This window comes from Bariatricus sp. SGI.161 (assembly GCF_050313695.1).
GTDB lineage: Bacteria > Bacillota > Clostridia > Lachnospirales > Lachnospiraceae > JAFBIX01.
Genome location: NZ_JBNPLX010000005.1, coordinates 119760 through 142924, shown reverse-complemented (window position 1 = coordinate 142924; position 23165 = coordinate 119760). Strand labels below are relative to the sequence as shown.

The 23165-nt window shown below is 41.2% G+C and carries 25 protein-coding genes and 1 tRNA gene; 19 read left to right on the top strand and 7 right to left on the bottom strand.

Features of this window, described 5'->3' with window-relative positions; all coding sequences use genetic code 11:
* From ACQRBH_RS04750 to ACQRBH_RS04720, 7 genes are all read left to right on the top strand, one after another.
* Positions 1 to 2077: InlB B-repeat-containing protein (locus ACQRBH_RS04750; RefSeq protein WP_427761030.1), on the top strand; the 2077-nt coding region annotated here is incomplete at its 5' end.
* A 77-nt stretch (positions 2078 to 2154) separates the two neighbouring features.
* Positions 2155 to 3030, top strand: a complete 876-nt coding sequence (locus tag ACQRBH_RS04745; protein WP_235232187.1) for a DUF5688 family protein — start codon at positions 2155 to 2157, stop codon at positions 3028 to 3030.
* A 123-nt stretch (positions 3031 to 3153) separates the two neighbouring features.
* Positions 3154 to 4080, top strand: coding sequence for a DDE-type integrase/transposase/recombinase (locus ACQRBH_RS04740; protein ID WP_427761029.1), 927 nt, complete (start codon positions 3154 to 3156; stop codon positions 4078 to 4080).
* Between the two features lie 271 nt (positions 4081 to 4351).
* Positions 4352 to 4423 (top strand) — tRNA-Arg (locus ACQRBH_RS04735).
* 31 nt (positions 4424 to 4454) lie between these two features.
* Positions 4455 to 5084 carry a hypothetical protein gene (locus ACQRBH_RS04730; RefSeq protein WP_427761028.1) on the top strand — a complete coding sequence of 210 codons (630 nt, stop codon included), beginning with the start codon at positions 4455 to 4457 and terminating at the stop codon, positions 5082 to 5084.
* Between the two features lie 132 nt (positions 5085 to 5216).
* The gene (locus ACQRBH_RS04725) at positions 5217 to 5924 is read left to right on the top strand and encodes an AzlC family ABC transporter permease (protein WP_427761027.1); all 708 of its coding nucleotides are present in this window, start codon (positions 5217 to 5219) and stop codon (positions 5922 to 5924) included.
* Positions 5915 to 6253, top strand: coding sequence for a branched-chain amino acid transporter permease (locus tag ACQRBH_RS04720; protein ID WP_427761026.1), 339 nt, complete (start codon positions 5915 to 5917; stop codon positions 6251 to 6253). The genes ACQRBH_RS04725 and ACQRBH_RS04720 overlap by 10 nt, the downstream gene beginning before the upstream one ends.
* Here the strand turns inward: ACQRBH_RS04720 and ACQRBH_RS04715 are convergent.
* From ACQRBH_RS04715 to ACQRBH_RS04700, 4 genes are all read right to left on the bottom strand, one after another.
* Positions 6250 to 7071 (bottom strand): hypothetical protein, encoded by an 822-nt coding sequence (locus tag ACQRBH_RS04715; protein WP_427761025.1) that lies wholly within the window; start codon positions 7069 to 7071, stop codon positions 6250 to 6252. The genes ACQRBH_RS04720 and ACQRBH_RS04715 overlap by 4 nt on opposite strands.
* Positions 7065 to 7763: an ABC transporter ATP-binding protein gene (locus tag ACQRBH_RS04710; protein WP_427743312.1), complete on the bottom strand. Its 699-nt coding sequence runs from the start codon at positions 7761 to 7763 to the stop codon at positions 7065 to 7067. Before ACQRBH_RS04710 ends, ACQRBH_RS04715 begins: the two co-directional genes overlap by 7 nt.
* Before the next feature lie 4 nt (positions 7764 to 7767).
* Positions 7768 to 8142, bottom strand: coding sequence for a GntR family transcriptional regulator (locus ACQRBH_RS04705; protein ID WP_235232192.1), 375 nt, complete (start codon positions 8140 to 8142; stop codon positions 7768 to 7770).
* A gap of 96 nt (positions 8143 to 8238) precedes the next feature.
* The gene (locus ACQRBH_RS04700; RefSeq protein WP_427761024.1) at positions 8239 to 8886 is read right to left on the bottom strand and encodes a flavin reductase; all 648 of its coding nucleotides are present in this window, start codon (positions 8884 to 8886) and stop codon (positions 8239 to 8241) included.
* Positions 8887 to 9075: 189 nt separating this feature from the next.
* Between ACQRBH_RS04700 and argS the strand changes: the two genes are divergently transcribed.
* The 5 genes from argS to ACQRBH_RS04675 all read left to right on the top strand — a co-directional run bounded on the left by argS (position 9076) and on the right by ACQRBH_RS04675 (position 15201).
* A complete protein-coding gene (gene argS, locus ACQRBH_RS04695) occupies positions 9076 to 10842 on the top strand; it encodes an arginine--tRNA ligase (protein WP_427761023.1) in 1767 nt (588 codons plus the stop codon).
* A 3-nt stretch (positions 10843 to 10845) separates the two neighbouring features.
* Positions 10846 to 11997: an alanyl-tRNA editing protein gene (locus ACQRBH_RS04690; protein WP_427761022.1), complete on the top strand. Its 1152-nt coding sequence runs from the start codon at positions 10846 to 10848 to the stop codon at positions 11995 to 11997.
* 92 nt (positions 11998 to 12089) lie between these two features.
* Positions 12090 to 13355 carry a S1C family serine protease gene (locus ACQRBH_RS04685; RefSeq protein ID WP_427761021.1) on the top strand — a complete coding sequence of 422 codons (1266 nt, stop codon included), beginning with the start codon at positions 12090 to 12092 and terminating at the stop codon, positions 13353 to 13355.
* 47 nt (positions 13356 to 13402) lie between these two features.
* Positions 13403 to 14641 carry a serine hydroxymethyltransferase gene (gene glyA, locus ACQRBH_RS04680; protein ID WP_427743318.1) on the top strand — a complete coding sequence of 413 codons (1239 nt, stop codon included), beginning with the start codon at positions 13403 to 13405 and terminating at the stop codon, positions 14639 to 14641.
* A gap of 137 nt (positions 14642 to 14778) precedes the next feature.
* Positions 14779 to 15201: a hypothetical protein gene (locus ACQRBH_RS04675; protein ID WP_427761020.1), complete on the top strand. Its 423-nt coding sequence runs from the start codon at positions 14779 to 14781 to the stop codon at positions 15199 to 15201.
* Between the two features lie 90 nt (positions 15202 to 15291).
* Here ACQRBH_RS04675 and ACQRBH_RS04670 read toward each other — a convergent pair whose 3' ends face one another.
* Genes ACQRBH_RS04670 through ACQRBH_RS04660 form a run of 3 tightly spaced genes read right to left on the bottom strand, consistent with a single transcriptional unit; the run spans position 15292 to position 16451 of the window.
* Positions 15292 to 15903, bottom strand: coding sequence for a manganese catalase family protein (locus ACQRBH_RS04670; RefSeq protein ID WP_235232199.1), 612 nt, complete (start codon positions 15901 to 15903; stop codon positions 15292 to 15294).
* 3 nt (positions 15904 to 15906) lie between these two features.
* Positions 15907 to 16176: a spore coat protein CotJB gene (locus tag ACQRBH_RS04665; RefSeq protein ID WP_235232200.1), complete on the bottom strand. Its 270-nt coding sequence runs from the start codon at positions 16174 to 16176 to the stop codon at positions 15907 to 15909.
* A complete protein-coding gene (locus tag ACQRBH_RS04660; RefSeq protein WP_235232201.1) occupies positions 16173 to 16451 on the bottom strand; it encodes a spore coat associated protein CotJA in 279 nt (92 codons plus the stop codon). Before ACQRBH_RS04660 ends, ACQRBH_RS04665 begins: the two co-directional genes overlap by 4 nt.
* A 137-nt stretch (positions 16452 to 16588) precedes the next feature.
* Here ACQRBH_RS04660 and ACQRBH_RS04655 point away from each other — a divergent pair, with 137 nt between their 5' ends.
* From ACQRBH_RS04655 to ACQRBH_RS04625, 7 genes are all read left to right on the top strand, one after another.
* Positions 16589 to 17764: an FtsW/RodA/SpoVE family cell cycle protein gene (locus tag ACQRBH_RS04655; RefSeq protein ID WP_235232202.1), complete on the top strand. Its 1176-nt coding sequence runs from the start codon at positions 16589 to 16591 to the stop codon at positions 17762 to 17764.
* Positions 17765 to 17884: 120 nt separating this feature from the next.
* Complete coding sequence (locus ACQRBH_RS04650; protein WP_427761019.1) at positions 17885 to 18724, top strand: DegV family protein; 840 nt, start codon at positions 17885 to 17887, stop codon at positions 18722 to 18724.
* 69 nt (positions 18725 to 18793) lie between these two features.
* Positions 18794 to 19051 carry a hypothetical protein gene (locus ACQRBH_RS04645; RefSeq protein WP_235232204.1) on the top strand — a complete coding sequence of 86 codons (258 nt, stop codon included), beginning with the start codon at positions 18794 to 18796 and terminating at the stop codon, positions 19049 to 19051.
* 210 nt (positions 19052 to 19261) lie between these two features.
* Complete coding sequence (mraZ, locus tag ACQRBH_RS04640) at positions 19262 to 19702, top strand: division/cell wall cluster transcriptional repressor MraZ (RefSeq protein WP_235232205.1); 441 nt, start codon at positions 19262 to 19264, stop codon at positions 19700 to 19702.
* Between the two features lie 11 nt (positions 19703 to 19713).
* Positions 19714 to 20649, top strand: coding sequence for a 16S rRNA (cytosine(1402)-N(4))-methyltransferase RsmH (gene rsmH / locus ACQRBH_RS04635; RefSeq protein WP_235232206.1), 936 nt, complete (start codon positions 19714 to 19716; stop codon positions 20647 to 20649).
* 38 nt (positions 20650 to 20687) lie between these two features.
* Entirely contained in the window at positions 20688 to 21215 is a 528-nt protein-coding gene (locus tag ACQRBH_RS04630) for a hypothetical protein (RefSeq protein WP_427744535.1), read from the top strand.
* A gap of 7 nt (positions 21216 to 21222) precedes the next feature.
* A complete protein-coding gene (locus ACQRBH_RS04625) occupies positions 21223 to 23100 on the top strand; it encodes a peptidoglycan D,D-transpeptidase FtsI family protein (RefSeq protein ID WP_427744533.1) in 1878 nt (625 codons plus the stop codon).
* The last annotated feature ends 65 nt before the right edge of the window (positions 23101 to 23165 follow it).

Below are 23165 nucleotides of genomic sequence, written 5' to 3'. Positions count from 1 at the left end.
TGCGAAGAACCTGGTGGTAAACCAGATTAAGGCAGAGGGTATGCAGGTTCATCTCACCGGTCAGAATATTGAAGTAAAAGGATTAGTTCAGGCAAAAGAAATTATTATTGAAGTAAGTGAAAATGACACTTTATTAGATATAGGAGTTCCAGATGAAGTTAATAATCTGATTGAAATAGATAAGTCACTCAGTGTAAGTACAATGGATGTACTGACAAGTTCAAAAATCGTGATTGGAAAAGACGCCTCCCTTGAGGCGGATGGAAATGTCACATTGAACGCAAGTGGCAGTCAGAAGAATAACATTGTTCCTTCTATTATAAATGTAAAAATCGGAAACGTTAAAATAGATATATTGGGAAGAATTACTGCAGGTGGTGCAGTGACAGCAAATGCGACATCTGAGTTTGATGCAAAGGCTGATAATAAGCACCTGGCAGAATACTTCGTTCCTCTTGCAATCAGTGTAGTTGTTGCAGAGTCTAAAGTGAATGTAGGAGAAGACGCAGTGATTACTGCAAATGGGGATATAAAGTTAAGCTCCCGGAGTGATGTAAAACTCAAAACAATCTCAACCGTGGGCAGCATTCCGATATCCCTGGCATTATCAGTCATTGTCAACGACTCTCATGTGGAAGCACTTGGTACACTTATTTCCACAGGTGGCAATGTGACAATGGAAGCAGAAGGTAACACGACGGTAATTACCAAATCTTCAAAAACCGCACCACAGACATCCGAGAATGCTGTGAACCCACAGAATCCAAATAGCAGTACACCGACAGGGCTCGGAAGTATCGCAAATCAGTTTGGTGGTTTCTTCGCAGTGGCAGTTGTCCTTCAGGATGTGGATGCTGCTTTGAAAGGGAATGGAAGAATTGAAGCAGCCGGTGATGTTACTGTACATGCAAAGGCAGCGGAAACTGTAAAAACCACAGCGGTTTCGGTCGGCGGTTCGACAGAGCAGAATGCAGAAGGCGGAGAGACGGTATCCGGAGTTAAGGGTAAACTTTCTTCGATTGTTACGCAGCTGAAGCAGAAGCTCGCAGATACAAAAAATGGATTCAAGCAGGGTGCAGCATCAAAGCTGAATGCAGTTCTTGGAAGAATCGATGGAAAAAGCGGCAATACGATTACAGCTCAGACCAATGAACATGGTGCAATATCTGCTCCATCAAGAGCAGAGGCAGATGATCTGGTTACGGTAAAGGTTACTCCGAATAAGGGATATAAACTTGTAGGACTTACCTATTCTTATCTCCCGGCAGGATCTGCATCTTATGTGACCAGAAGCATTGATACATCTACCGGAACTTATACATTCAAGATGCCGGCAGTTGCAGTAACGATTGTAGCAGCTTTTGAAAAGACTGGAAACAATACTACGGATGAGGATATGGGACTTGGCAGTCTGTATGATGAAGACGCAGACGAGGACATGGGACTTGGCGATCTGTTCGACGAAGGTACCTCAGGTTCACAGACAGAGACACCAACTCCACAGAATCCATCCTATGTTGGAAATTTTGAAATTCAGAACTTTGAAAAGAAATCCTTTGATGGGAAAACTCTGGAAGGTGCGATCCTTTCTTCCCGTTCAAAGGCAAACGCAGGTGATAACGTAGAGATCACTGTCAACCCGGGAACGGGTAAACAGCTTCAGGAAGGAAGCCTGAAGGCGATCTATACCAATAGTCTCGGAAAGAGTATTACGTATACGATTCCGAAGAATTCATCAGGAAAATATTTCCTGACCATGCCGGAACTGAAGGCGGGCACAGTGCTGACATTTGAGGCGGTATTTGAAGATGCAGCACCTGGCACAACATCCGGCGGAACAGGTGGAAGCGCAAGCCGTTCATCCTCTCAGGTGACGGGAGCACTGGCTGTGAATATTGTGATCAACAAGAATGATGCATACATTGATACGACAAACGAAGTCATTGCAGGAGGAACATTACACCTCCTTGCTGAGGCTGATACGTATGCGGATTCCAATGCAGATGCATCGAATTTCACACAGAACAGTGCAACGCAGACAACTCCGACGAACCCTTTTATAATTGTATTACCATAATATTTTATCTTTTTTCAGAGGCAGATTTCCTGCCATTTTCCATACTTAATTTATTGCTGCATAAGGAAAGGAGAAGAATGACATATTATCAATTTATCCGTGCAGTAGAAGGAAAAGTAAAGGAGGGAGTAAAGGACAACGTATCTGTATATATTCACACAACAGTAAAAAATAATGGTACGAAGAGAGAAGGACTGACGATTGCAGAAAGAGGAATCAATATTTCTCCGACTATCTATCTGGAAGAATATTACCAGCAATTTCAGCAAGGGGATTCGGTAGATGCGATTGCAGGTGATATATTAAAACTATATAGTGAGGTTAGGTTTCAGCGTTCCTGGGAAGGTGAATTTATTAAGGATTATAATAAAGTAAAGGGAAAGATTATCTATCACTTGATTAACCGGGAAGCAAATGAAGAATTATTAGAAAATGTACCTTATGAAGATTATCTGGATCTTGCGATTGTATTCTATGTGTTGCTGGAAATAAATACCTATGGTATGGCATCTATGATGATTCGCAATGAACATCTTGAAATGTGGGATGTTACGTCGTCTGAGATTTATCACCGCGCCTGTCAGAATACCTGGAGACTTCTTCCGAGTGAATTACAGACAATGCAATCGGTTATTGAACATCTTACTGGGAATCTGGATGAAGAAGTAAAGGATTTTATGTTTGTTTTGAGTAACCAGGCCCATAATTATGGTGCAACGGTAATTCTGTATGATAATTGCCTTCAGATGATAGGTAACTATCTGAAAGAGAACTACTATGTGCTTCCAAGCAGTGTTCATGAGGTCATAATTATCCCGGAAAGCGAATCGATCTCACAGGGGGAATTAAGCCGCCTTGTGAAGGAGATAAATGAGACGCAGGTGGCGGAAGATGAGATTCTCTCTAATCAGGCATATTATTTCGATCGGAAGAAGAAAAAACTAATATTGTAACAAGAAAAGTAAAGGTGTTGGGATACAATAGATAGGTAACAAATAAAAAACAAGGATTCACTTCGATATGATATATTGGAATTGTCGAGAAACCAATAATCTAAACGAAGGGGGAATCCTTGTATGTCAATCTTATCACAGCAGAAATACCAACGTCAACGAATGGTTAAGTATGCACAGAAACATTCTGTAACAGAAACGGCAATCCGTTACCGTGTGAGCCGTAAAACGGTTTATAAATGGATGTCACGCTATGATGGGAGTCTTGCAAGCCTGGATGATCTTAGCCATAGGCCCAAAACCTCTCCACGTAGTCACACGGAGAAGGAATTGAAGCAGATCAGGAAGAGATTAAAAAAATATAAATGGACAGATTTACTTTTAGCTTATCAGGAATTGTGTGAAAAAGATGGCTATACACGAAGCTATGGAGGTTTCAAACGAATTGCAGCCAGGCTGAAGTCAGCTAAGCCCCAAAAGAGAAAGAGGAAAAGAAAACTAAAACCATATAAGCGTGCGGACTATCCCGGACAGAAAATACAGATCGATGTAAAGTATGTCCCTTCTTATTGTCCTGCAGATGGAAAGAAATATTACCAATACACAGCAGTAGATGAATGTAGTCGTTGGACATTTCGGGAGATGTATGAAGAACATAGTACTTATAGTTCACGGGATTTTCTGGAGAAACTGATAGAACGAGCGCCATTTCCGATACGGGAAGTACAGACAGATAATGGAGCTGAGTTTACGAACCGATTAATTGTAGTAAAAAGTAAGCATTTAACCCTGTTTGAGAATGCACTGTTAGAGTTGGGAATAATTTATCACCGGATTCAAATAGCCACACCAAGGCATAATGGTAAGGTGGAAAGACAGCATCGGATAGATGAAGCGAGATTCTATAAGCAAATGAGAATGTATAGTTTAGAGGACGGAAGAAAGCAGCTGGCTGTCTATCAAAGGAAATCTAATAATTATATTAAGACCTGCCTGGGGATGAAGACACCGAATCAGGTAGTAGCAATGTATCAGGCCGTGATGTTTTAAAGCAGACAAGGGCAACAGCAAAAAGTGCTGTTGCCGAGAATCATTATATCATATATGAGATGTCAAGGTCAGGTAGTATTCTCTTTGAGAATCTCCACCTTTCCCTTGACATTATCTTAGGGGTGAAGTGTTACCAATCATTGACACCTATACAGTGTGAGATTTGTCGAAATCATTTCCTTTACTTTATGGAATAAATATGTTAATATAACAGTTGCAATTTCATATAAGTTGTCTTATGGACTATATTGATTCCATAAGTAGAGTTTATGCACCCGTAGCTCAGGGGATAGAGCACCGCCCTCCGGAGGCGGGAGCGGCGGTTCGAATCCGCCCGGGTGTGTATTTTTTAAGTGCATATGGAGGTAGTCTTTATGGAGGGAAAGAAAAAAGGCTATTCTGCAAGGTACAAGAGGCATGTGCGGGGAACGATTTTGTTTGCCCTCTTATTGTTGGTACTCATTAGCGGACTGGTCAAAGCAAACCTCACAGAAGCAAAAGTCCAAAAAGCACAGAAGATAAATTCCAGAGATGTGAAAGTGGAGAATGCGGGATGCGAAAGCATGGAATTGAATCCACTTCAACAGGAGAAATATCCGGAAGTGACCGAAGTGGTACAGAGGTATTACCGGTCGTTGGGTGAAAAATCCAGCTTTGCCGATTCTTATGATGATATTATCGTATATACAAAGCTGGGGAAATACAAAGATACCTATGTGGCATTTGTCAGGTATGATATGAAAATAAAGGATATATATACGAAAGTTCCGGGGCTTGGTACCGTATATGTTGCGAAGGATGCGGAAGGTGAGTATCAGGTCAGTGCATCGCCAGAGGATGAAGAAATCAATGCATTTATTCAGGAGATTGCACAGCATGAAGATGTACAGGCACTTTTAGAGGAGACACAGACTGCGTATCATGAGGCAGTTCAGTCAGATGCTTTATTACAGGAAGCGCTGACAGATTTGAAAAATGCTTATGAAGACTCTACTGGAAGCTGAGAGAAGTTTGAATGAGGGTCAGATCCCTGTGAATGTGCAGTGGTCTGGCTCTTTTTTTGTTATTTCGTCTCTGATACGATGCATCCGGGATGGATATGGTGACGGGCGTAGGAACGAAAGAAAGGAAAAGATATGTCTGGCTATAAAGAGGCGTTTAAAAAAGCATTTCCATATACGATTCCAGTATTGACTGGTTATCTGTTTATCGGAATTGCATTTGGGGTAATGTATGCTGAGAAAGGATATTCTTTCTTATGGGCAGTATTAATGAGTTTATTGGTATATGCGGGGTCGGGGCAGTATCTTGCGGTTAATTTTTTTGTGCTGGGAGTATCGTTTTTGCAAGTGATATTTATGACGCTGATGGTGAACATACGGCACATTTTTTATGGAATATCATTGTTGGAAAAGTTTAATAAAATGGGAAAAAAGCGATGGTATATGATATTCGGACTGACGGATGAGACTTATTCTCTGCTCTGTACCACAAGAATACCGGAAGGGGTAGAAGAAGATAAGTTTTTATTTGCTATTTCTATTATGGATCAGTCTTATTGGGTCATTGGTTCGGCAATCGGCGGACTTGCCGGAACTTTGATTCCATTTAATTCAGAAGGTATTGATTTTGCCATGACTGCTCTGTTTGTGGTGATTTTTGTGGAGCAATGGATGGACAAGAAGAACCGGATTCCAGAAGTGATTGGAATTGCAGCAGCAGTTATCTGTCTGCAGGTTTTTGGAGCAGACAGCTTTGTACTTCCGTCTATGATTTTGATTATTTTGGTTCTCTTTATGATAAAACCGCGTTTAGAAAGGAAGGAGGATGACATATGCCAATAAGTGCTGCAAAATCATTTCTTATTATATTAGTTGTGGCAGCGGCTACTTTTTCAACACGTCTTGTGCCATTCCTGCTCTTCCCAAAAGGAAAAGAAATACCGCCGGTTATTCAATATCTTGGAAGGGTATTGACACCGGCGGTGATAGGAATGCTAGTTGTATATTGTCTGAAAACGACTCCTGTACTAACAGCTCCGCATGGAGTCCCGGAAGCCATTGCAGTAGCAGTCACGGCCGGTCTCCATGTATGGAAGCGGAATAACTTGTTGAGTATTGGAGTTGGAACCATCTTATATATGATTCTAATCCAAGTGGTTTTTGTTTGTTAGGCCAGATTGATCTTTTGTTTCATTAAAAAGTACGTTACGATATATAAGGCTACCGTAAGTATGAAAGACAGTACAGTTCCGAATGCCAGGCTGTGAGAAAGAAAGTCCAGAGGATTCGGAGACACATCGTTGATCAATGATGATGCAAAGGCATCATTAAAGATTCCAAAGATCAGCATAACGGCGAAAGCAAAAAGCGAAAGCAAAGTGGTCAATACGAAGTACATTACTACAGCACCAAGAATTCTGTGCCCGGAAAAAAGCTGTCCAAGTGCGATGGAGGCATACAGCATCAGGATGTTCGATAAAACATCAATAATCAGGCTTAGTACAAAGAACAGGATCAGGATGGAAAAGCTGCCGGAATATTCATTCAACCCTAAAATGTCCAGAAATTCTGCCCGGTTTTCTTGATAAAAGTTTACGACAGCAGGAGTCGCTATGGTGATGTACATTGCAGCCATTACCAAGGCAGTGTCTATAAATCCCCAGACACTTCCAGTAATCGTCTTGGACAGAAGATGCTGTCCGCAGGTAACGGGAAGGGTACGGGACAGATATCCCTCATTGGAGAAGAGATTCTGGTAAAAATGAATTCCGATGATGATATAAGTTCCAAAGGTCACGCCTATAATCAGAATGACATAGAGGATTATGGTTAACGCAAGCAAGATACCATTGGTCTTGCCTTCCAGATCAGTAATCCGTCCTGTAAGGAAGAAGCGGGTTAAAACTGCGAAGACCATTAAAAAACAATGAATGATTATCAGAAAGCGGTTCAGGGCTTTCATGTCGTATTTGATTAATTTCCTTAACATCTGAATACCTCCCGAAATAAAGCGTCTACAGATTTCTTTTGATTTATACGAATGTCATCTACCGTTGTATTCAGAACAAGCTGTCCTTGGCGAAGAAAGAGTACGCGGTCTAAGATGTTCTCAATATCGTGTACCAGATGGGTAGACAGCAATATAGTCGCATTTTCATTATAATTGCCAAGAATAGTCTGAAGGATATAATCTCGTGCAGCAGGGTCTACACCGCCGATTGGTTCATCCAGTATATAGAGCTGTGCATCGCGGCTCATGACCAGAATGAGCTGTACTTTTTCTTTGGTTCCTTTTGATAAAGTCTTCAGGCGTGCTTCGATGTTAATGTCCAGATCGGCTAGCATCTGATCCGCCCGCTCTTTTTGAAAATCTTCATAAAAATCAGAAAAAAATGTCAGAATATCCCTCACTCTCATAGATTCATCCAGATAAGTCCGTTCGGGAAGATAGGAAACGATTTTCTTTGTCTCAATGCATGGTTCCATTCCATTGATCAGAACTTTTCCTTGTGTGGGAATCAGAATGTCGTTGATCAGCTTGATCAAAGTACTCTTGCCGCTTCCGTTCGGCCCTAAAAGACCTACGATCTGCCCTTTCTCTAAAGATAAATTTAGATTATTCAATGCATAAAAGTTCTTATATTGTTTTGAAAGTCCCTGACATTCTAAAATAGGATTCATATCATTATTCCCCCTTTGTATTAGATATTACTTCTTGGAGAAGCTGGAAAATCTCCGCCTCTGCAAAGCCTAATTGCTTCATTTTCTCCATAAATTCCTGAATATGCTGGAAAGCAAGGTCGTGTTTTAGCTGCTTCAGCATCTGTTCATCTCTGGTAATATAACGTCCGCTTGTTCTTTGAGAATGGACAAGGCCACTGCGTTCCAGTTCGGATAGGGCTTTCTGCATGGTGTTTGGATTCACAGAGGCTTCCAGGGCAAGTTCTCTGACAGAAGGAAGTTTATCTCCGGGGCCATAGACTCCAGATATAATATCTTGTTGGATACGTTCCATCAATTGAAGATAGATGGGACGGTTGTCATCCAAGTTCCAAGGCATTGTATTCACTCCTTTTCAATAAAAAAGTTCGCATTATTGTACTACTTGTATAATACAATAATACGAACTATTTAGAATGTCAAGATAAAAGACATTTTATTTTTGGGTAAACTTTTCTTTTCCCTGTTTACAGATTGGACAAGTATAAGTATCCGGTAATTCTTCAAAAGGAATCTCGCCATCATATACATATCCACAGATACTGCATACCCATTGTGTAGCAGCTTTTTCTGGCTTGCTGTCTTCTTCCGGCAGATAGGTAGGTGCATTCTTTGGACTCTTACCTTTGACTACGTTATGGTAATAAGCATAAGTCATGGCAGGAGAAGAACCAATGGTGTCACAGTCAATCACTTCACCAAGAAAAACGGTGTGGGTAGAAGTTTCCATTTTATCAATGACTTTACAGACGATATAGCCACAGGAATCATTGATAACAGGTAGTCCTTCCTTGATGGAAAAATCTATACCGTCAAATTTGTTGACATCTTTTCCAGATTGGAATCCAAATCGTCCGATTAAAGCGGCATCGGAATCTTCTGAGAGAATAGATACTGCGAATTTTCCGGTCTTGGCAATACAAGAATTGGTATAGTTGTCATGATTCATGCTGACTGCAATGGTTGCAGGAGATGAAGTGATCTGCATGATACTATTAGCAATGCATCCAGTATTGCGTTCGCCATCCAGTGTGGAAACGGCATAAACGCCGTATGATAAATTGCGGAATACGCGTGTGTTCATATAAAAATCCTCCTTTGAATAATAATAGTAATTGTTATTGTTATATTAACATATAATGGAATTTTTTGCAATAAGAGTTTGAATATTAGGTTGTTGCAAGGAAAGCCTTGTGTTAGAATAACTAAGTAAATGCATTAGTTATGTAATTTTAGAATGAGAATCAGATAGATAAGACTAGGAGGATATCATATGAAGAAAATGATGGATCTAATTGCCGAAGAGCTTGCCGAAGCATTTGAAAAAGCGGGGTATGACAAATCTTATGCCAAGGTTACGTTGTCAAATCGTCCGGATCTGTGTGAGTATCAGTGCAATGGTGCGATGGCAGGTGCGAAGACATATCGTAAGGCACCAATAATGATCGCTAATGATGTTGTGGACAATCTAAAAGAAAGCAAATATCTGGAAGAAGTAAATGCTGTGAATCCAGGATTTATTAATATGAAGCTGAATAAGAAATTTGTGGCGGATTATCTGAATCAGATGAAGAGCGAGGAATCTCTCGGATTGGAGAAGACAGAGAATCCGCGTATGATCGTGGTAGACTATGGTGGACCAAACGTTGCAAAACCTCTTCATGTTGGACATCTTCGTTCTGCAATTATTGGAGAAAGTGTGAAGCGTATTGCCAGAAAGATGGGACATAAGGTCCTGGGAGATATTCATCTGGGTGACTGGGGATATCAGATGGGGCTGATCATTACGGAATTAAAGAAACGCCAGCCGGAGCTTCCTTATTTTGATGAAGATTTTGCGGGAAATTATCCGGAAGAAGCACCTTTTACTATTGGTGAGCTGGAAGAGATCTATCCAACTGCAAGTGCGAAAGCTAAAGAAGATGACGCCTACCGAGAAGAGGCGTTGCACGCAACATATCTGTTGCAGAATGGGCATAAAGGATATACGGCAATCTGGAATCATATTATGCAGGTATCTGTATCAGATCTTAAGAAGAATTATGCGAATCTGAATGTGGAATTTGATCTGTGGAAAGGGGAATCTGATGCACAGGCATATATTCCGGATATGATAGAACGACTGAAAGAAGAAGGATTTGCCCATGTGGATGAAGGTGCCCTCGTCATTGACGTGCAGGAAGAGACAGATACGAAGGAGATTCCGCCATGCATGATTCAGAAATCTGATGGAGCATCTCTTTATGGAACAACAGATCTTGCAACACTGGTGCAGCGTGTACAGGATTATCATCCGGATCAGGTGATTTATATTGCGGATAAGCGTCAGGAATTACATTTTCTCCAGGTGTTCCGTGCGGCTAAAAAGACAGGAATTGTTCCAGAAAAGACAGATCTTCATTTCCTGGGATTTGGTACTATGAATGGAAAAGACGGTAAGCCATTTAAAACCAGAGAAGGCGGCGTCATGCGCCTGGAGAATCTGATCGCCGAGATTACAGAAGAGATGTATAAGAAGATTACGGATAACCGTACGGTAGAAGAAGCAGAAGCGCAGGCAACGGCAAAGGTCGTAGGAATGTCTGCAATTAAGTATGGGGATCTGTCCAACCAGGCATCAAAGGATTATGTGTTTGATGTTGACCGCTTCACTTCCTTTGAGGGCAATACCGGACCGTATATCTTATATACGATCGTACGTATTAAATCAATCTTGAATAAATATCAGGCAGAAGGAAAGGCACTGGACGGTCTGCAGATAGAAGCAGCACATAATGACAGTGAGAAGGCACTGATGCTGGAGGCATTAAAATATAATGAAGTGATAGAGAATGCTTTTGAAGAGATGGCTCCTCACAAGATTTGTGCATTTATTTATGACCTTGCCAATGCATTTAACCGTTTCTACCATGAGACAAAGATTCTTGCAGAAGAAAATGAATCGGTACAGAAGAGTTATGTTGCGTTGCTCGTACTTACGAAGCAGGTTCTGGAGTCTTGTATTGATGTGCTTGGCTTTAAAGCACCGGAGAGGATGTAAGATATGACGGAGAAGTTATTCTATCAGGATAGTCACAGGAAAGAATTTCAGGCGAAAGTTCTTGCCTGTGAGAATAATGGGGAACAATATCGTGTGGCGTTAGATCAGACTGCTTTTTTCCCCGAAGGTGGAGGTCAGTACGCGGATACGGGATATCTGGAAGATGTAGAAGTAACGGACGTTCATGAAAAAGAAGGGATTATTTTTCATACGGTAAAGGCTCCTTTGGAAGTGGGAAAGATGATAACCGGGAGATTGAACTGGGAAGAGCGATTTGAAAAGATGCAGCAGCATACAGGAGAGCATATTGTGTCTGGCCTGGTTCATCAAAGATTTGGATATGAAAATGTGGGATTTCATCTGGGAAGTGATTATTGTACCATGGATTTTAATGGTCCGATTACCAGAACAGAATTGAAAGAAATTGAACAGGAAGCAAACCGCGCAGTATTTCAAAATCTGGATATTCAGGTGACATATCCTTCCAAAGAGGAGTTAAAGAATCTGGAATACCGAAGCAAGATTGCGATTGAAGGTCAAGTCCGAATTGTAACAGTTCCAGGATATGATGTGTGTGCCTGCTGTGCACCACATGTTGATAAGACTGGTGAAATCGGTATCATCAAGCTAGTCAATATGGCCAATTACAAAGGCGGAGAGCGTATTACGATGCTCTGTGGTTCCCGTGCTCTTAGGGATTATGAGATTAAGGACGAGAATACCAAGGCTATCTCTGCTTTGCTTTGCGCCAAAGAATACGAGGTGGCTGATGTAGTTTCACATCTGAAAGAAGAACAGGCCAGCCTGAAAGGACGGGTGGCATCACTTCAGCAGAAATTGTTAACTTATCGGGCACAGGAGATCCCGGTTGATTCAGAACTTGTAATGGTGTTTGATTCCGGACTTTCCGGTAATGCGCCAAGAGAATTGATGAATCTTCTTCTTGACCGGAGCGCAAAAATATGTGCTGTTTTTTCCGGGACGGATTCAGATGGATACCGCTATGTGATCGGCAGCCGGTCAGAAGATGTCCGCCCGATCAGCAAAAGATTGAATTGTGCGTTTGGCGGCAGAGGTGGCGGTAAGCCGGAAATGGTTCAGGGTTCTTTGCTGGGAACAGAAGTACGGATCAGGGAAGAACTTTCCGGGATTTAATCATTTTGTCACGATTCCATCACAGTTTAAACACAATTTGGCGTTAGACTACTTACATAAAGAAAAAGGATAGTATGAAAGGAGTCTTATATATGGAAAACCAATATACTTATTATAAACCAGAGCAGGATCCGCAGAATCAGCCAAATATGGGTGGTGGAGATATGGGCCGACAAGGACAACATCGAAAAAATGGAGCATCAAAGCTTATCAAAACAATCTGTCTGGGGTTGGTGTTTGGTTTAGTTGCAAGTGCTGCATTTCAGACCAGTAATATGGTGGCCGGAAAGCTTCTCGGAAAGACTAGTAATACGAAGCAGACGGAGACTGTGAGTAACACGAAGCTTACAACATCCAGCAGCAGTACGGTGAATTCAGACATTGCGAATATCGCTAAGAATACAATGCCATCGGTTGTATCAATTACGAATATGAGTGTTCAGGAAGTGCAGAGCTTCTTTGGAGGGACACAGGAGCGGCAAAGTGAGAGCGTGGGCTCGGGTATTATTATCGGGCAGAATGATTCTGAATTATTGATCGTAACGAATAATCATGTAGTAGAAGGCAACGATACACTGACAGTTTCTTTTATTGATGAAACAAGTGTAGAAGCGAATGTAAAAGGAACAGATCCTAATAAGGATCTGGCAGTTGTCGCAGTTGATCTAAGTAAGGTGGGAGAAAGTACGTTGGATCAGATTGCAGTAGCAACCATGGGAGATTCTTCTCAGATTCAGGTTGGAGAGACTGCAATAGCAATCGGAAATGCATTGGGATATGGACAGTCTGTGACGACTGGAATTATATCCGCTACTGGTCGAGAGTTAGACGGTATTGATGTGAAACTGATCCAGACTGATGCAGCAATTAATCCTGGTAACAGTGGTGGTGCTCTGTTGAATGCCAAGGGTGAAGTGATTGGTATTAATACTGCGAAGGTAGCAACAGATTCGGTAGAAGGAATGGGCTATGCTATCCCGATTTCTGAAGCACAAGAGACGATTGAAAATCTGATGAATCAGGAAACAAAGATGAAAGTCGACGAAAAAGACAGAGGATATATAGGAATTCAAGGCGTTGATGTAACAGAAGATACTTCTAAGATGTATAATATGCCGACCGGTGTGTATGTTTCAGAAGTTAGCTCGGGCGGTGGTGCTGATAAAGCTGGTATTACAAAAGGATGTGTTATCACAGCAATTAACGGAACTTCGGTCAATGACATGGAAGCACTTCAAGAACAGCTGCAGTATTATGCGAAAGGTGAGACAGTGACACTGACTATCCGGGTGCCTGGCAATAATGGAGAGTATACGGAGAATCAAGTGGAAGTTAAGCTTGGAAGTGCTGGAAAATAATGTTACAATAAAGTCCTGGGGAAAATACGACACCTAGGAGGAAGAACATGTATTCATTTGACGAGATCAAAAATGTAGACAGTGAGGTTGCAGATGCAATTCAGGGCGAGATGAATAGACAAAATTCCCATATCGAACTGATTGCATCTGAAAACTGGGTAAGCAAAGCTGTTATGGCAGCTATGGGAAGCCCATTGACGAACAAATATGCAGAAGGATATCCGGGAAGACGTTATTACGGTGGATGCCAGTGCATAGATATTGTGGAGAATCTGGCGAGAGACCGCGCAAAAGAGTTGTTTGGCTGTGAATACGCAAACGTTCAGCCGCATTCAGGTGCACAGGCGAACCTGGCTGTTTTCTTTGCAATGTTAGAGCCGGGAGATAAAGTACTTGGTATGAATCTGGATCACGGTGGACATCTGACACATGGCTCACCGGTAAATATTTCAGGAAAGTATTTTCAGATTGTATCGTATGGTGTAAATGACCAAGGTGTGATTGACTATGATGAAGTGAGAAAAATTGCGCTGAGAGAAAGACCAAGATTAATTATTGCCGGTGCAAGCGCTTATGCAAGAATCATTGATTTTAAGAAGTTTCGAGAGATTGCAGATGAAGCAGGAGCATATCTGATGGTGGATATGGCTCACATTGCCGGACTTGTGGCAGCAGGGCTGCATCCGAGTCCGATTCCGTATGCTGACGTGACCACAACGACAACGCATAAGACGCTTCGTGGCCCGAGGGGTGGAATGATTCTTTGCAATCAGACAGCAGCAGATAAATTTAACTTTAATAAAGCCCTTTTTCCTGGAATCCAGGGAGGACCGCTTGAGCATGTAATTGCTGCAAAGGCAGTCTGCCTGAAGGAAGCGCTTCAGCCAGAGTTCAAGGAATATCAACAGCAGATCCTTAAAAATGCAAAGGCTCTGAGTGAGGGATTAATGAAGCGGGACGTAAAGATTGTATCCGGAGGAACAGATAACCATTTGATGCTGGTTGATCTGAGCGGGCTGGATGTGACTGGAAAAGAATTGGAAAAACGGCTTGATGATGCACATATTACCTGTAATAAGAATACGATACCGAATGATCCAAGATCACCATTTGTCACCAGTGGAGTCAGATTGGGGACTCCGGCTGTTACCTCTCGTGGTATGAATGAGGAAGATATGGATTTGATTGCAGAAGGAATTGCACTGGTGATTCAGAGTGAAACGAATGTTGAAAAAGTTAGGGGTATGGTGGAAGAATTAACAAAGAAATATCCATTATGCCAGTAAGTGGAATTTTGTAGATTTTAGAACAATTTTTTTGAAATTTCTTATAAAATGTAGTATAATAATTGCGTATGTGAAACGTATGCTGTCAGACAGCATGGGATAGCAAGAATATTTACATTATGAGGAGGGACTTTTCGATGAAATGTCCAATATGTGGTCAGGAATTAAAACCGGGAAAAAAAGATCCGAATTATCTGTTATGCTATAATTGTAAAAAGAAATTTAAAGTTCCACAGAAAAAAGTGAAGACGGTAGAGAAGGAACAGGAACCAGAGCAGGAAGAACAGAAGTATTCAAATATACCGCCAAAGCATGTTCGCCAAAAACGCGAAGAAGAGATGCGCAAAGCTTACGATGAATTATTGGCTGTAGGCGATGGAAAGAGCAAGAAGAAAAAGAAAAAGCAGCCAGAACCGAAGAAAGAAGAATACTTTGACGATGATTTTGATGACGATTTTGACGATGATGACGATGAGAAGATGTCAAAAGCTCCAATTATCATTCTCGCAATTGCTATTGTAGTAGTGGCTGCATTGATAGTTTTCATGCTGTTAAGATAATTCTATTTTGCTATTATTTAAGGGTTAAGATTAAATATGATAATTAAGAAAATGACGTGGCAATCTGCCACGTCATTTTCTCGATAGTGTTTATTTGTTATTTGAACACACATCAAATTCCGGGTTGATAGCATAGAAGTTTTTACTGTCAAGGTGATCCTGTACGATGCGGAGACTTTCACCAAAACGCTGGTAGTGTACAATCTCGCGTTCTCTTAAAAAACGGATTGGATCGCAGATTTCAGGATCTTTGACAAGGCGGAGAATGTTATCGTATGTGGTGCGGGCTTTTTGCTCCGCAGCCATATCTTCATGCAGATCTGTGATAGGATCGCCTTTGGATTGGAAGTAAGTAGCAGTCCAAGGGGTTCCGCCTGCTGATTGAGGCCATAACGCTAGTGTGTGATCTACATAATATTTGTCGAATCCTGTTTTTTCGATTTCTTCCGGCGTTAGATTTCGTGTCAGCTGATGGACGATAGCGCAGATTATCTCCATATGGGCGAGTTCCTCGGTCCCAATATCAGTCAGGATTCCGGTGACTTCACGATAAGGCATCGTGTATCGCTGGGATAGATAGCGCATAGAAGCAGCGAGCTCACCATCAGGACCACCGAATTGCGATATGATGACTTGGGCAATCTGCGGATTAGTCTGAGAGATTTTCACTGGATATTGTAAACGTTTTTCATAGTTCCACATAGACTAACAGCCTCCTTCCTGCCATGGCCATGGCTCATTGATCCAACACCAGTGTTCGGACGAAGTACTGGCGGTATCCAGGGTCAGTGGACCATAGTATTTCGCATATTCTTTTAAAGCCTGCACTCGTTGTTTCTTGAATTCATCGAAGAATTCCATGGCTTCTCTGTTGCAGGGATGTGTATCTAGAAATAATTTTGTGTCATCCACGGCGAAGCTCACTACATTGATCCATTCTAATAATTCTCTGCGGCTTGGTCTGTTTTCACTCATCTGCAACATCCTCCTTTCCCGTGAAATGGTTTATCCAGTTCTTCGAAAATGGTTCCCCGATGAAATCCTTTTTGTACCTCATATAATGCCCGCCATTCCTGCCAAGGCACATATGCCATTGCAAGAGGCATGCCATTCAGTTCATCATTTTCAGATTTGTCTTCGCAGCAACTGGAACCAGAATTGACAGAATATACAGAAGAGGGTGACATTGTCTGGCGGCCATAGGTATTCCGTCGCATATGATCCGAGGTGTTATAGCGATAATTTGGCATACGTCATACTCCTTTTTAGAAACATTTGCAATAACATAGTATGGAGAATTCGGAAGATTGGTGCAGAGTTTCGCTTTTTCTAGGTTGTTTTTACAGGAATATCTGAGTATAATAGATACGATTGGAGTGTAAATGTAATGACAAAAAGACAAGAGACTAAAAAGAAAAAAACGAATACCGTTCAGTTTTTTGATTATAGTATGCTTGCTGTATTGATCTGTCTGGTTTGTTTTGGACTGGTCATGCTGTACAGTACCAGTGCATATAGTGCTTTGGTGAATTATGGAGACAGTATGCATTATTTTAAACGTCAGCTTATTTTTTGCGTGGCAGGTCTGATCGGGATGTATATTATTGCAAAGATTGATTACCATATCTACATAAAATGGGCAAAGAAGATATATTTCTTTTCTATATTTATGATGGCACTTGTACAGACACCTCTTGGAAAAGAGGTTAACGGTGCCAGACGATGGATCAAGCTTCCGTTTGATCAACAGCTGCAGCCTGCTGAGATTGCGAAAATTGCAGTGATTTTGTTTATCCCTGTTCTGATCTGCAATATGGGCAGAGAGATTAAGACTTGGAGGGGGATTATGAAAGTGCTTCTGTGGGGCGGTTTTGCATCTGCCTGTGTCTTATTTCTCACTGATAATCTGAGTACCGCAATCATTGTTATGGGGATTACCTGTATCATGATATTTGTTGTGCATCCGAAGACGAAGCCATTTCTTGCAATTGTGGGAATTGTGATGACAGCGGTTCTTGCAGGAGTTTTGATTCTACAACAACTGATGAATTCGGAGCTCGGGAAAAAGTTGTCGGAGAATTTCCGTCTTCGTCGTATTCTTGTGTGGCTGGAACCGGAAGAATATGCTTCCAAAGGTGGATATCAGGTTATGCAGGGACTCTATGCAATAGGTTCTGGAGGCTTTTTTGGAAAAGGACTTGGGAATAGTGCACAGAAGATGATTATCCCGGAAGTTCAAAATGATATGATTCTTTCTATTGTATGTGAGGAGCTGGGGGTATTCGGAGCAATTATGGTTTTGCTGCTGTTTGGACTGTTGCTGTATCGTTTGATGTTTATTGCCCAGAATGCGCCAGATATATATGGATCTTTAATTGTGACGGGAATATTTGCCCATGTTGCACTTCAGGTTATATTGAATGTATGTGTTGTGATTAATCTGATCCCGACAACTGGTATTACACTGCCATTTATTAGTTATGGAGGAACATCCAGTTTGTTTTTGATGGCAGAGATGGGAATTGCATTAGGGGTTTCACGAAAAATAAAATTCAATGAATAAAAGTCTTTTATTTCCTATATAAATGTGCTATGATTAATCAGGTAGTATTTAAAACTACATAGTACGGAAATGAAAGACATGCCAGAAAGATGTTTGTACCGGCATGCCGGGAGGAACGATATGAGTTATAAGATTATTGTTGATAGTTGTGGAGAATTGACGGATAAGATGAAAGCATCAGGGTGTTTTGAGACGGCTTCACTTCAGATTGATGTGAATGGACATCATATTGTGGATGATGAGACGTTTAATCAGGCCGAATTTTTAAAAATTGTTGCCGAATCGCCGGAATCTCCGAAGTCTTCCTGCCCATCGCCGGAGAGATATATGGAAGGATATTGTTGTGAGGCAGACCATGTATATGCAGTCACTTTATCAGCTGAATTGAGTGGCTCTTACAATAGTGCGGTATTAGGCAAGAATTTATATCAGGAAGAATACGGTGAGAAGGATATCTATGTGTTTAATTCACGTTCAGCATCTGTCGGCGAGACATTGATTGCTATGAAGATTGCAGAGTGTGAAGAGAAAGGAATGTCATTCTCAGAAATTGTTGATACTGTAGAAGCGTATATTAATTCACAGCATACGTATTTTGTACTGGAGACATTGGATACGCTTAGAAAAAATGGAAGATTGACTGGAATAAAGGCAGTAATGGCTACGGCTTTAAATATTAAACCTGTTATGGGTTCAACGCCGGAGGGGACGATTCAGCAGCTTGGTCAGGCACGTGGCGTAAAAAAGGCATTGGCAAAGATGGGGGACGAGATTATCAAGGAATTGGAGAATTCCAGAGATAAGATTCTTGCAATTTCTCATTGTAATTGTCCGGCACGCGCAAAATATGTAAAAGAAATGCTGACAGCCAAAGCACAGTTCAAAGATGTAGTGATTTTGGATACTGCAGGAATCAGCAGTATGTACGCAGCTGATGGTGGAGTAATTGTAGTTGTATAATTTCCTGAATTGTGGTAGAATAACCTTTAGTTGGTACGTAAGTGTACTTAGAAAAAGGAGTCAGAAAGTATGAGTCAGGAAAAAGTAGACAGATATAAAAAAGAAAAAGCAAACCGCAAGAAAAACATGAAGAAAGAGAAGTTTCAGAACATCTTACGTAAATGTGCAGTAGCTCTTGTGGGAATTGTGCTGATAGGATGGATTGGATTTTCCGCATATAATACTTATGAATCGAAGCAGCCAAAGGAAGAAGCACAGATAGATTATTCTTCTTTGACGAATTTATATAATAATCTGGCTGAAGTCGAGGCAACATCCGCTGAATAATCAATAAATCAATAAAAAAAGAGGCAGAAAGGTCTGCTTCTTTTTTTATTGCCTTTATGAGTATAAAGTGTAACCTTTTTGTGCAAAATCGTAAAAAGGTCTTGAAATCAATATAAAAGTGGTTTAAAATGAATGCAAGTGGTAGAAAGTGGTGAAAAGTGGAGCAAAGTGGTATGAATGTGGAGACCACTTGGAAGAAGGTGAGTTCTAATGTTGAAAGGGGAGTACAGTCATAATATTGATGCAAAAGGCCGATTAATCATTCCGGCAAAGTTCCGTGACGATCTAGGGGAGCATTTCGTCATAACAAAAGGAATGGAGAATTGCCTTTATGTCTACCCGGAAGACGAATGGACCACTTTTGAAGCAAAACTGAACGCCTTACCAACCACCACAGATAAAAAAGCCCGTGCGCTTGCATATTTCTTTCAGGGAAGTGCGACAGACGGGGACCTTGATAAGCAAGGTAGAACACTTATCCCTTCTGTTCTCAGAGAATTTGCTCACTTAGATAAGGAAGTAGTATTTATCGGTATGGGGAAGCGTGCCGAGATTTGGGACAAAGCAAGATGGGATGAAAAGAATGCTGAAGTGGAACTTAACATTGAAGATATTGCATCTGATATGGAAGCTAGCGGATTCAGTATCTAGAGGGAGAAGATATGGAATTCGAACACAAATCAGTACTGTTAAATGAAACAATTGATGGATTAAACATCAAGCCGGATGGCATCTATGTAGATGGCACGCTTGGTGGAGGTGGACATGCATATGAAGTGTGCAGACGCCTTGGTACAAAGGGGAGTATTGTAGGAATAGACCAGGACGCAGCAGCTATTGAGGCGGCGGGCGCCCGCTTAAAAGACTTCGGGGAGAAAGTTACAATAGTCCGGAGCAACTATTGTGATATGAAGTCACGGCTCCATGAATTGGGAATTGACAAGGTCGATGGGATCGTACTTGATCTGGGCGTATCATCTTATCAGTTAGATACGGCAGAACGAGGATTCTCCTATCGCGAAGATGCACCTCTGGATATGCGGATGGATACTCGTCAGAAGATGACGGCCAGAGACATCGTCAATGACTACAGTGAGATGGATCTTTACCGCGTAATCAGAGATTACGGGGAGGATAAGTTTGCGAAGAACATTGCAAAACATATCGTAGCAGAACGCGGTAAGAATCCCATCGAGACAACAGGCCAGCTGACAGAGATTATCAAAGCGGCCATTCCAATGAAGTATCAGAAGAAGTCTGGGCATCCGGCAAAAAGGACGTTCCAGGCTATCCGTATTGAACTGAACAGGGAGTTAGAAGTTCTTAGAGATTCATTGGATGATATGATTGAATTATTAAATCCAGGAGGAAGGTTATGTATTATAACGTTCCATTCACTGGAGGACAGGATTGTCAAGAGCGCATTTAAGAAAAATGAGAATCCATGTACCTGTCCACCAGATTTTCCCGTATGTGTATGCGGAAAAGTCTCAAAGGGGAGTATTGTTACTAGAAAGCCGATTTTGCCGAGTGAAGAGGAGATAGAATATAACAGCCGCTCTAAGAGCGCAAAGCTTAGAATCTTTGAACGGAAGTAAAATGGCTAAAAGAATATAGATAGAAAGGGGTGACGTACATGGCAGCAAGGCAGACTTATTCAAGAAACAGACAACAGTACAGTGGGATGTATGTGTATGGAAATACAGTGACCAAACCGGCAGCTGAACCAAGACGTCATGAAAAGTCACCCGAAAGACCAAAAAAAAGGACAAGCAGCAGACAGGTCCGTAAAAATAGAAGACATGCTCTTCATATGAATTCAGCATATGTGATTTTTCTGGCAGTTGCTGCTGTTATGGCATTAATTGTGTGTGTAAATTATGTTCAATTACAGTCACGCATTACCAGTCGCTCTAAAAATATTACAGCAATGCAGGAAGAACTGGCAGAACTGAGGGAAGAGAATAACACCAAATATAATGCGGTTATGGACTCTGTGAACCTAGAGGAAATCCGAGATAAGGCTCAGAATGAGTTAGGAATGGTGTATGCTTCGCCGGAACAGATTGTGGAATATGATAATCCGGCTACGGATTATGTAAAACAGTATGAAGATATTCCGGAAGACGGAGTGCTTGCTCAGTCAGACAAAGATTCGAGATAGGTGAGTTATGGCAAGACAGAAAAAAAGTATTTTTCGAAGAAAATTTTCAAAATTTATGCAGAAAAAGCTAGTGATGATTTTTGTGGCAATCGTACTAGCTTTTGTTTTCTTAGTAGGAAGAATTACATATATTAATGCATCCAATGGCGCCAAATATACAAAGATTGTATTGAATCAGCAACAGTATGACAGTCGTACGATTCCATTTAAACGAGGAGATATCGTGGATCGTAATGGAACGAAGCTTGCGACCAGTGAGAGGGTATATAATGTCATTTTGGATGTAAAAGTTTTGACGGAAGATGAGGATTGCATTGAGCCAACGATCAAAGTGTTAGAAGATTGTTTTGGAATTGAAGAAGAAGTAGTACGGACATTGATAAAGGATAGTCCGTCCAGCAGATATAATATACTAAAAAAGGGGATTGATTATGAGACAGCGCAGGCATTTGAAGAGATTGATGAAGATGATGAAAAGTACCCGGATGTAAAAGGAATCTGGCTGGAAGATGATTATGTAAGAAAATATCCTTATAATACATTGGCAAGTGATGTGATTGGATTTACCGTAAATGGAAATGTGGGAAGCAATGGAATCGAAGCATCTTATAACTCTATCTTGAATGGAACGGATGGCAGGGAATATGGATATCTGGATGACAGTTCTTCTTATGAAAGAACGGTGAAAGAGCCAGAGAATGGAAGTACAATTGTATCAACGATAGATCTGCAGGTGCAGAGTATTGTGGAAAAACATATACTCGCCTTTAATGAAGCCCATAAAAATGAGGCATCTGTTGGAGAAGGAAGTAAGAATACAGCGGTAATTGTAATGAATCCACAAAACGGTGAGATTCTGGCAGAAGCTTCTTATCCGAATTATGATTTGAATAATCCGAGAAAATTTCTTGAATCTTATTCGGATGAAGAATTGGAAGCAATGGCAGAGGAAGCATCAGAAGCTGAAGGTGTAGAAAAGACAGTAGGTGACATAAAGATAGATTTGTTGAATGAAAGATGGAATAATTTCTGTGTCAGTGAAGTGTATGAACCGGGCTCTACTTTTAAGCCATTTACGATAGCGGCAGGCTTGGAGACCGGCGTTTTGACGGGGAATGAGAATTATGTTTGTGGAGGCGTCATGCATGTGGGAGATCATGATATTCATTGTAGTAATCGTGATGGACATGGGCCGCAGACATTGAAGCAGTCTCTGGAAAATTCTTGTAATGTTGCGTTGATGCAGATTGGCGCAAGCCTTGGTACAGAGGAATTCTGTAGATATCAGAAATTATTTGGCTTTGGAGAGTATACAGGAATAGATCTTCCGGGAGAGGCTGTCGGACTTTTATATTCTGCAGAAGATATGGATCCTGCCAGTCTGGCAACCAATTCGTTTGGACAAAACTTCAACGTAACAATGACGCAACTTGCGGCTTCTTTCTGTTCGCTGATTAATGGCGGAGATTATTATAAACCACATGTAGTGAAGCAGATTCAGGATGAAAATGGAAATATTACAGAAAATAAAGATCCAGTATTGCTGAAAAAGACCGTTTCTAATGAAACCAGTGATATTATCAAGGATTATTTACTTGGAGTCGTACAGGAAGGTACTGGTTCATCGGCAGCAGTAGAAGGGTATGATGTTGGCGGTAAGACAGGAACTGCAGAGAAGATTCCTCGTGGCAATGGTAAATATCTGGTATCATTCATCGGATATGCTCCGCAGGAGAATCCGCAAGTGGTAGTGTATGTGGTTGTTGACGAACCGAATGTTGCGCAGCAGGCATCCAGTTCTTACGCAACCGAACTGGCATCTTCAATCATGGAAGAAATCTTCCCTTATCTTGGTGTTAAAAAAACAGAACAAGTCAGTGAGTAAGATGAGAATTTACAATAATTACAGAATAACCTTGCAAAAGCTATAATAAGTTATAAAAAATGCTT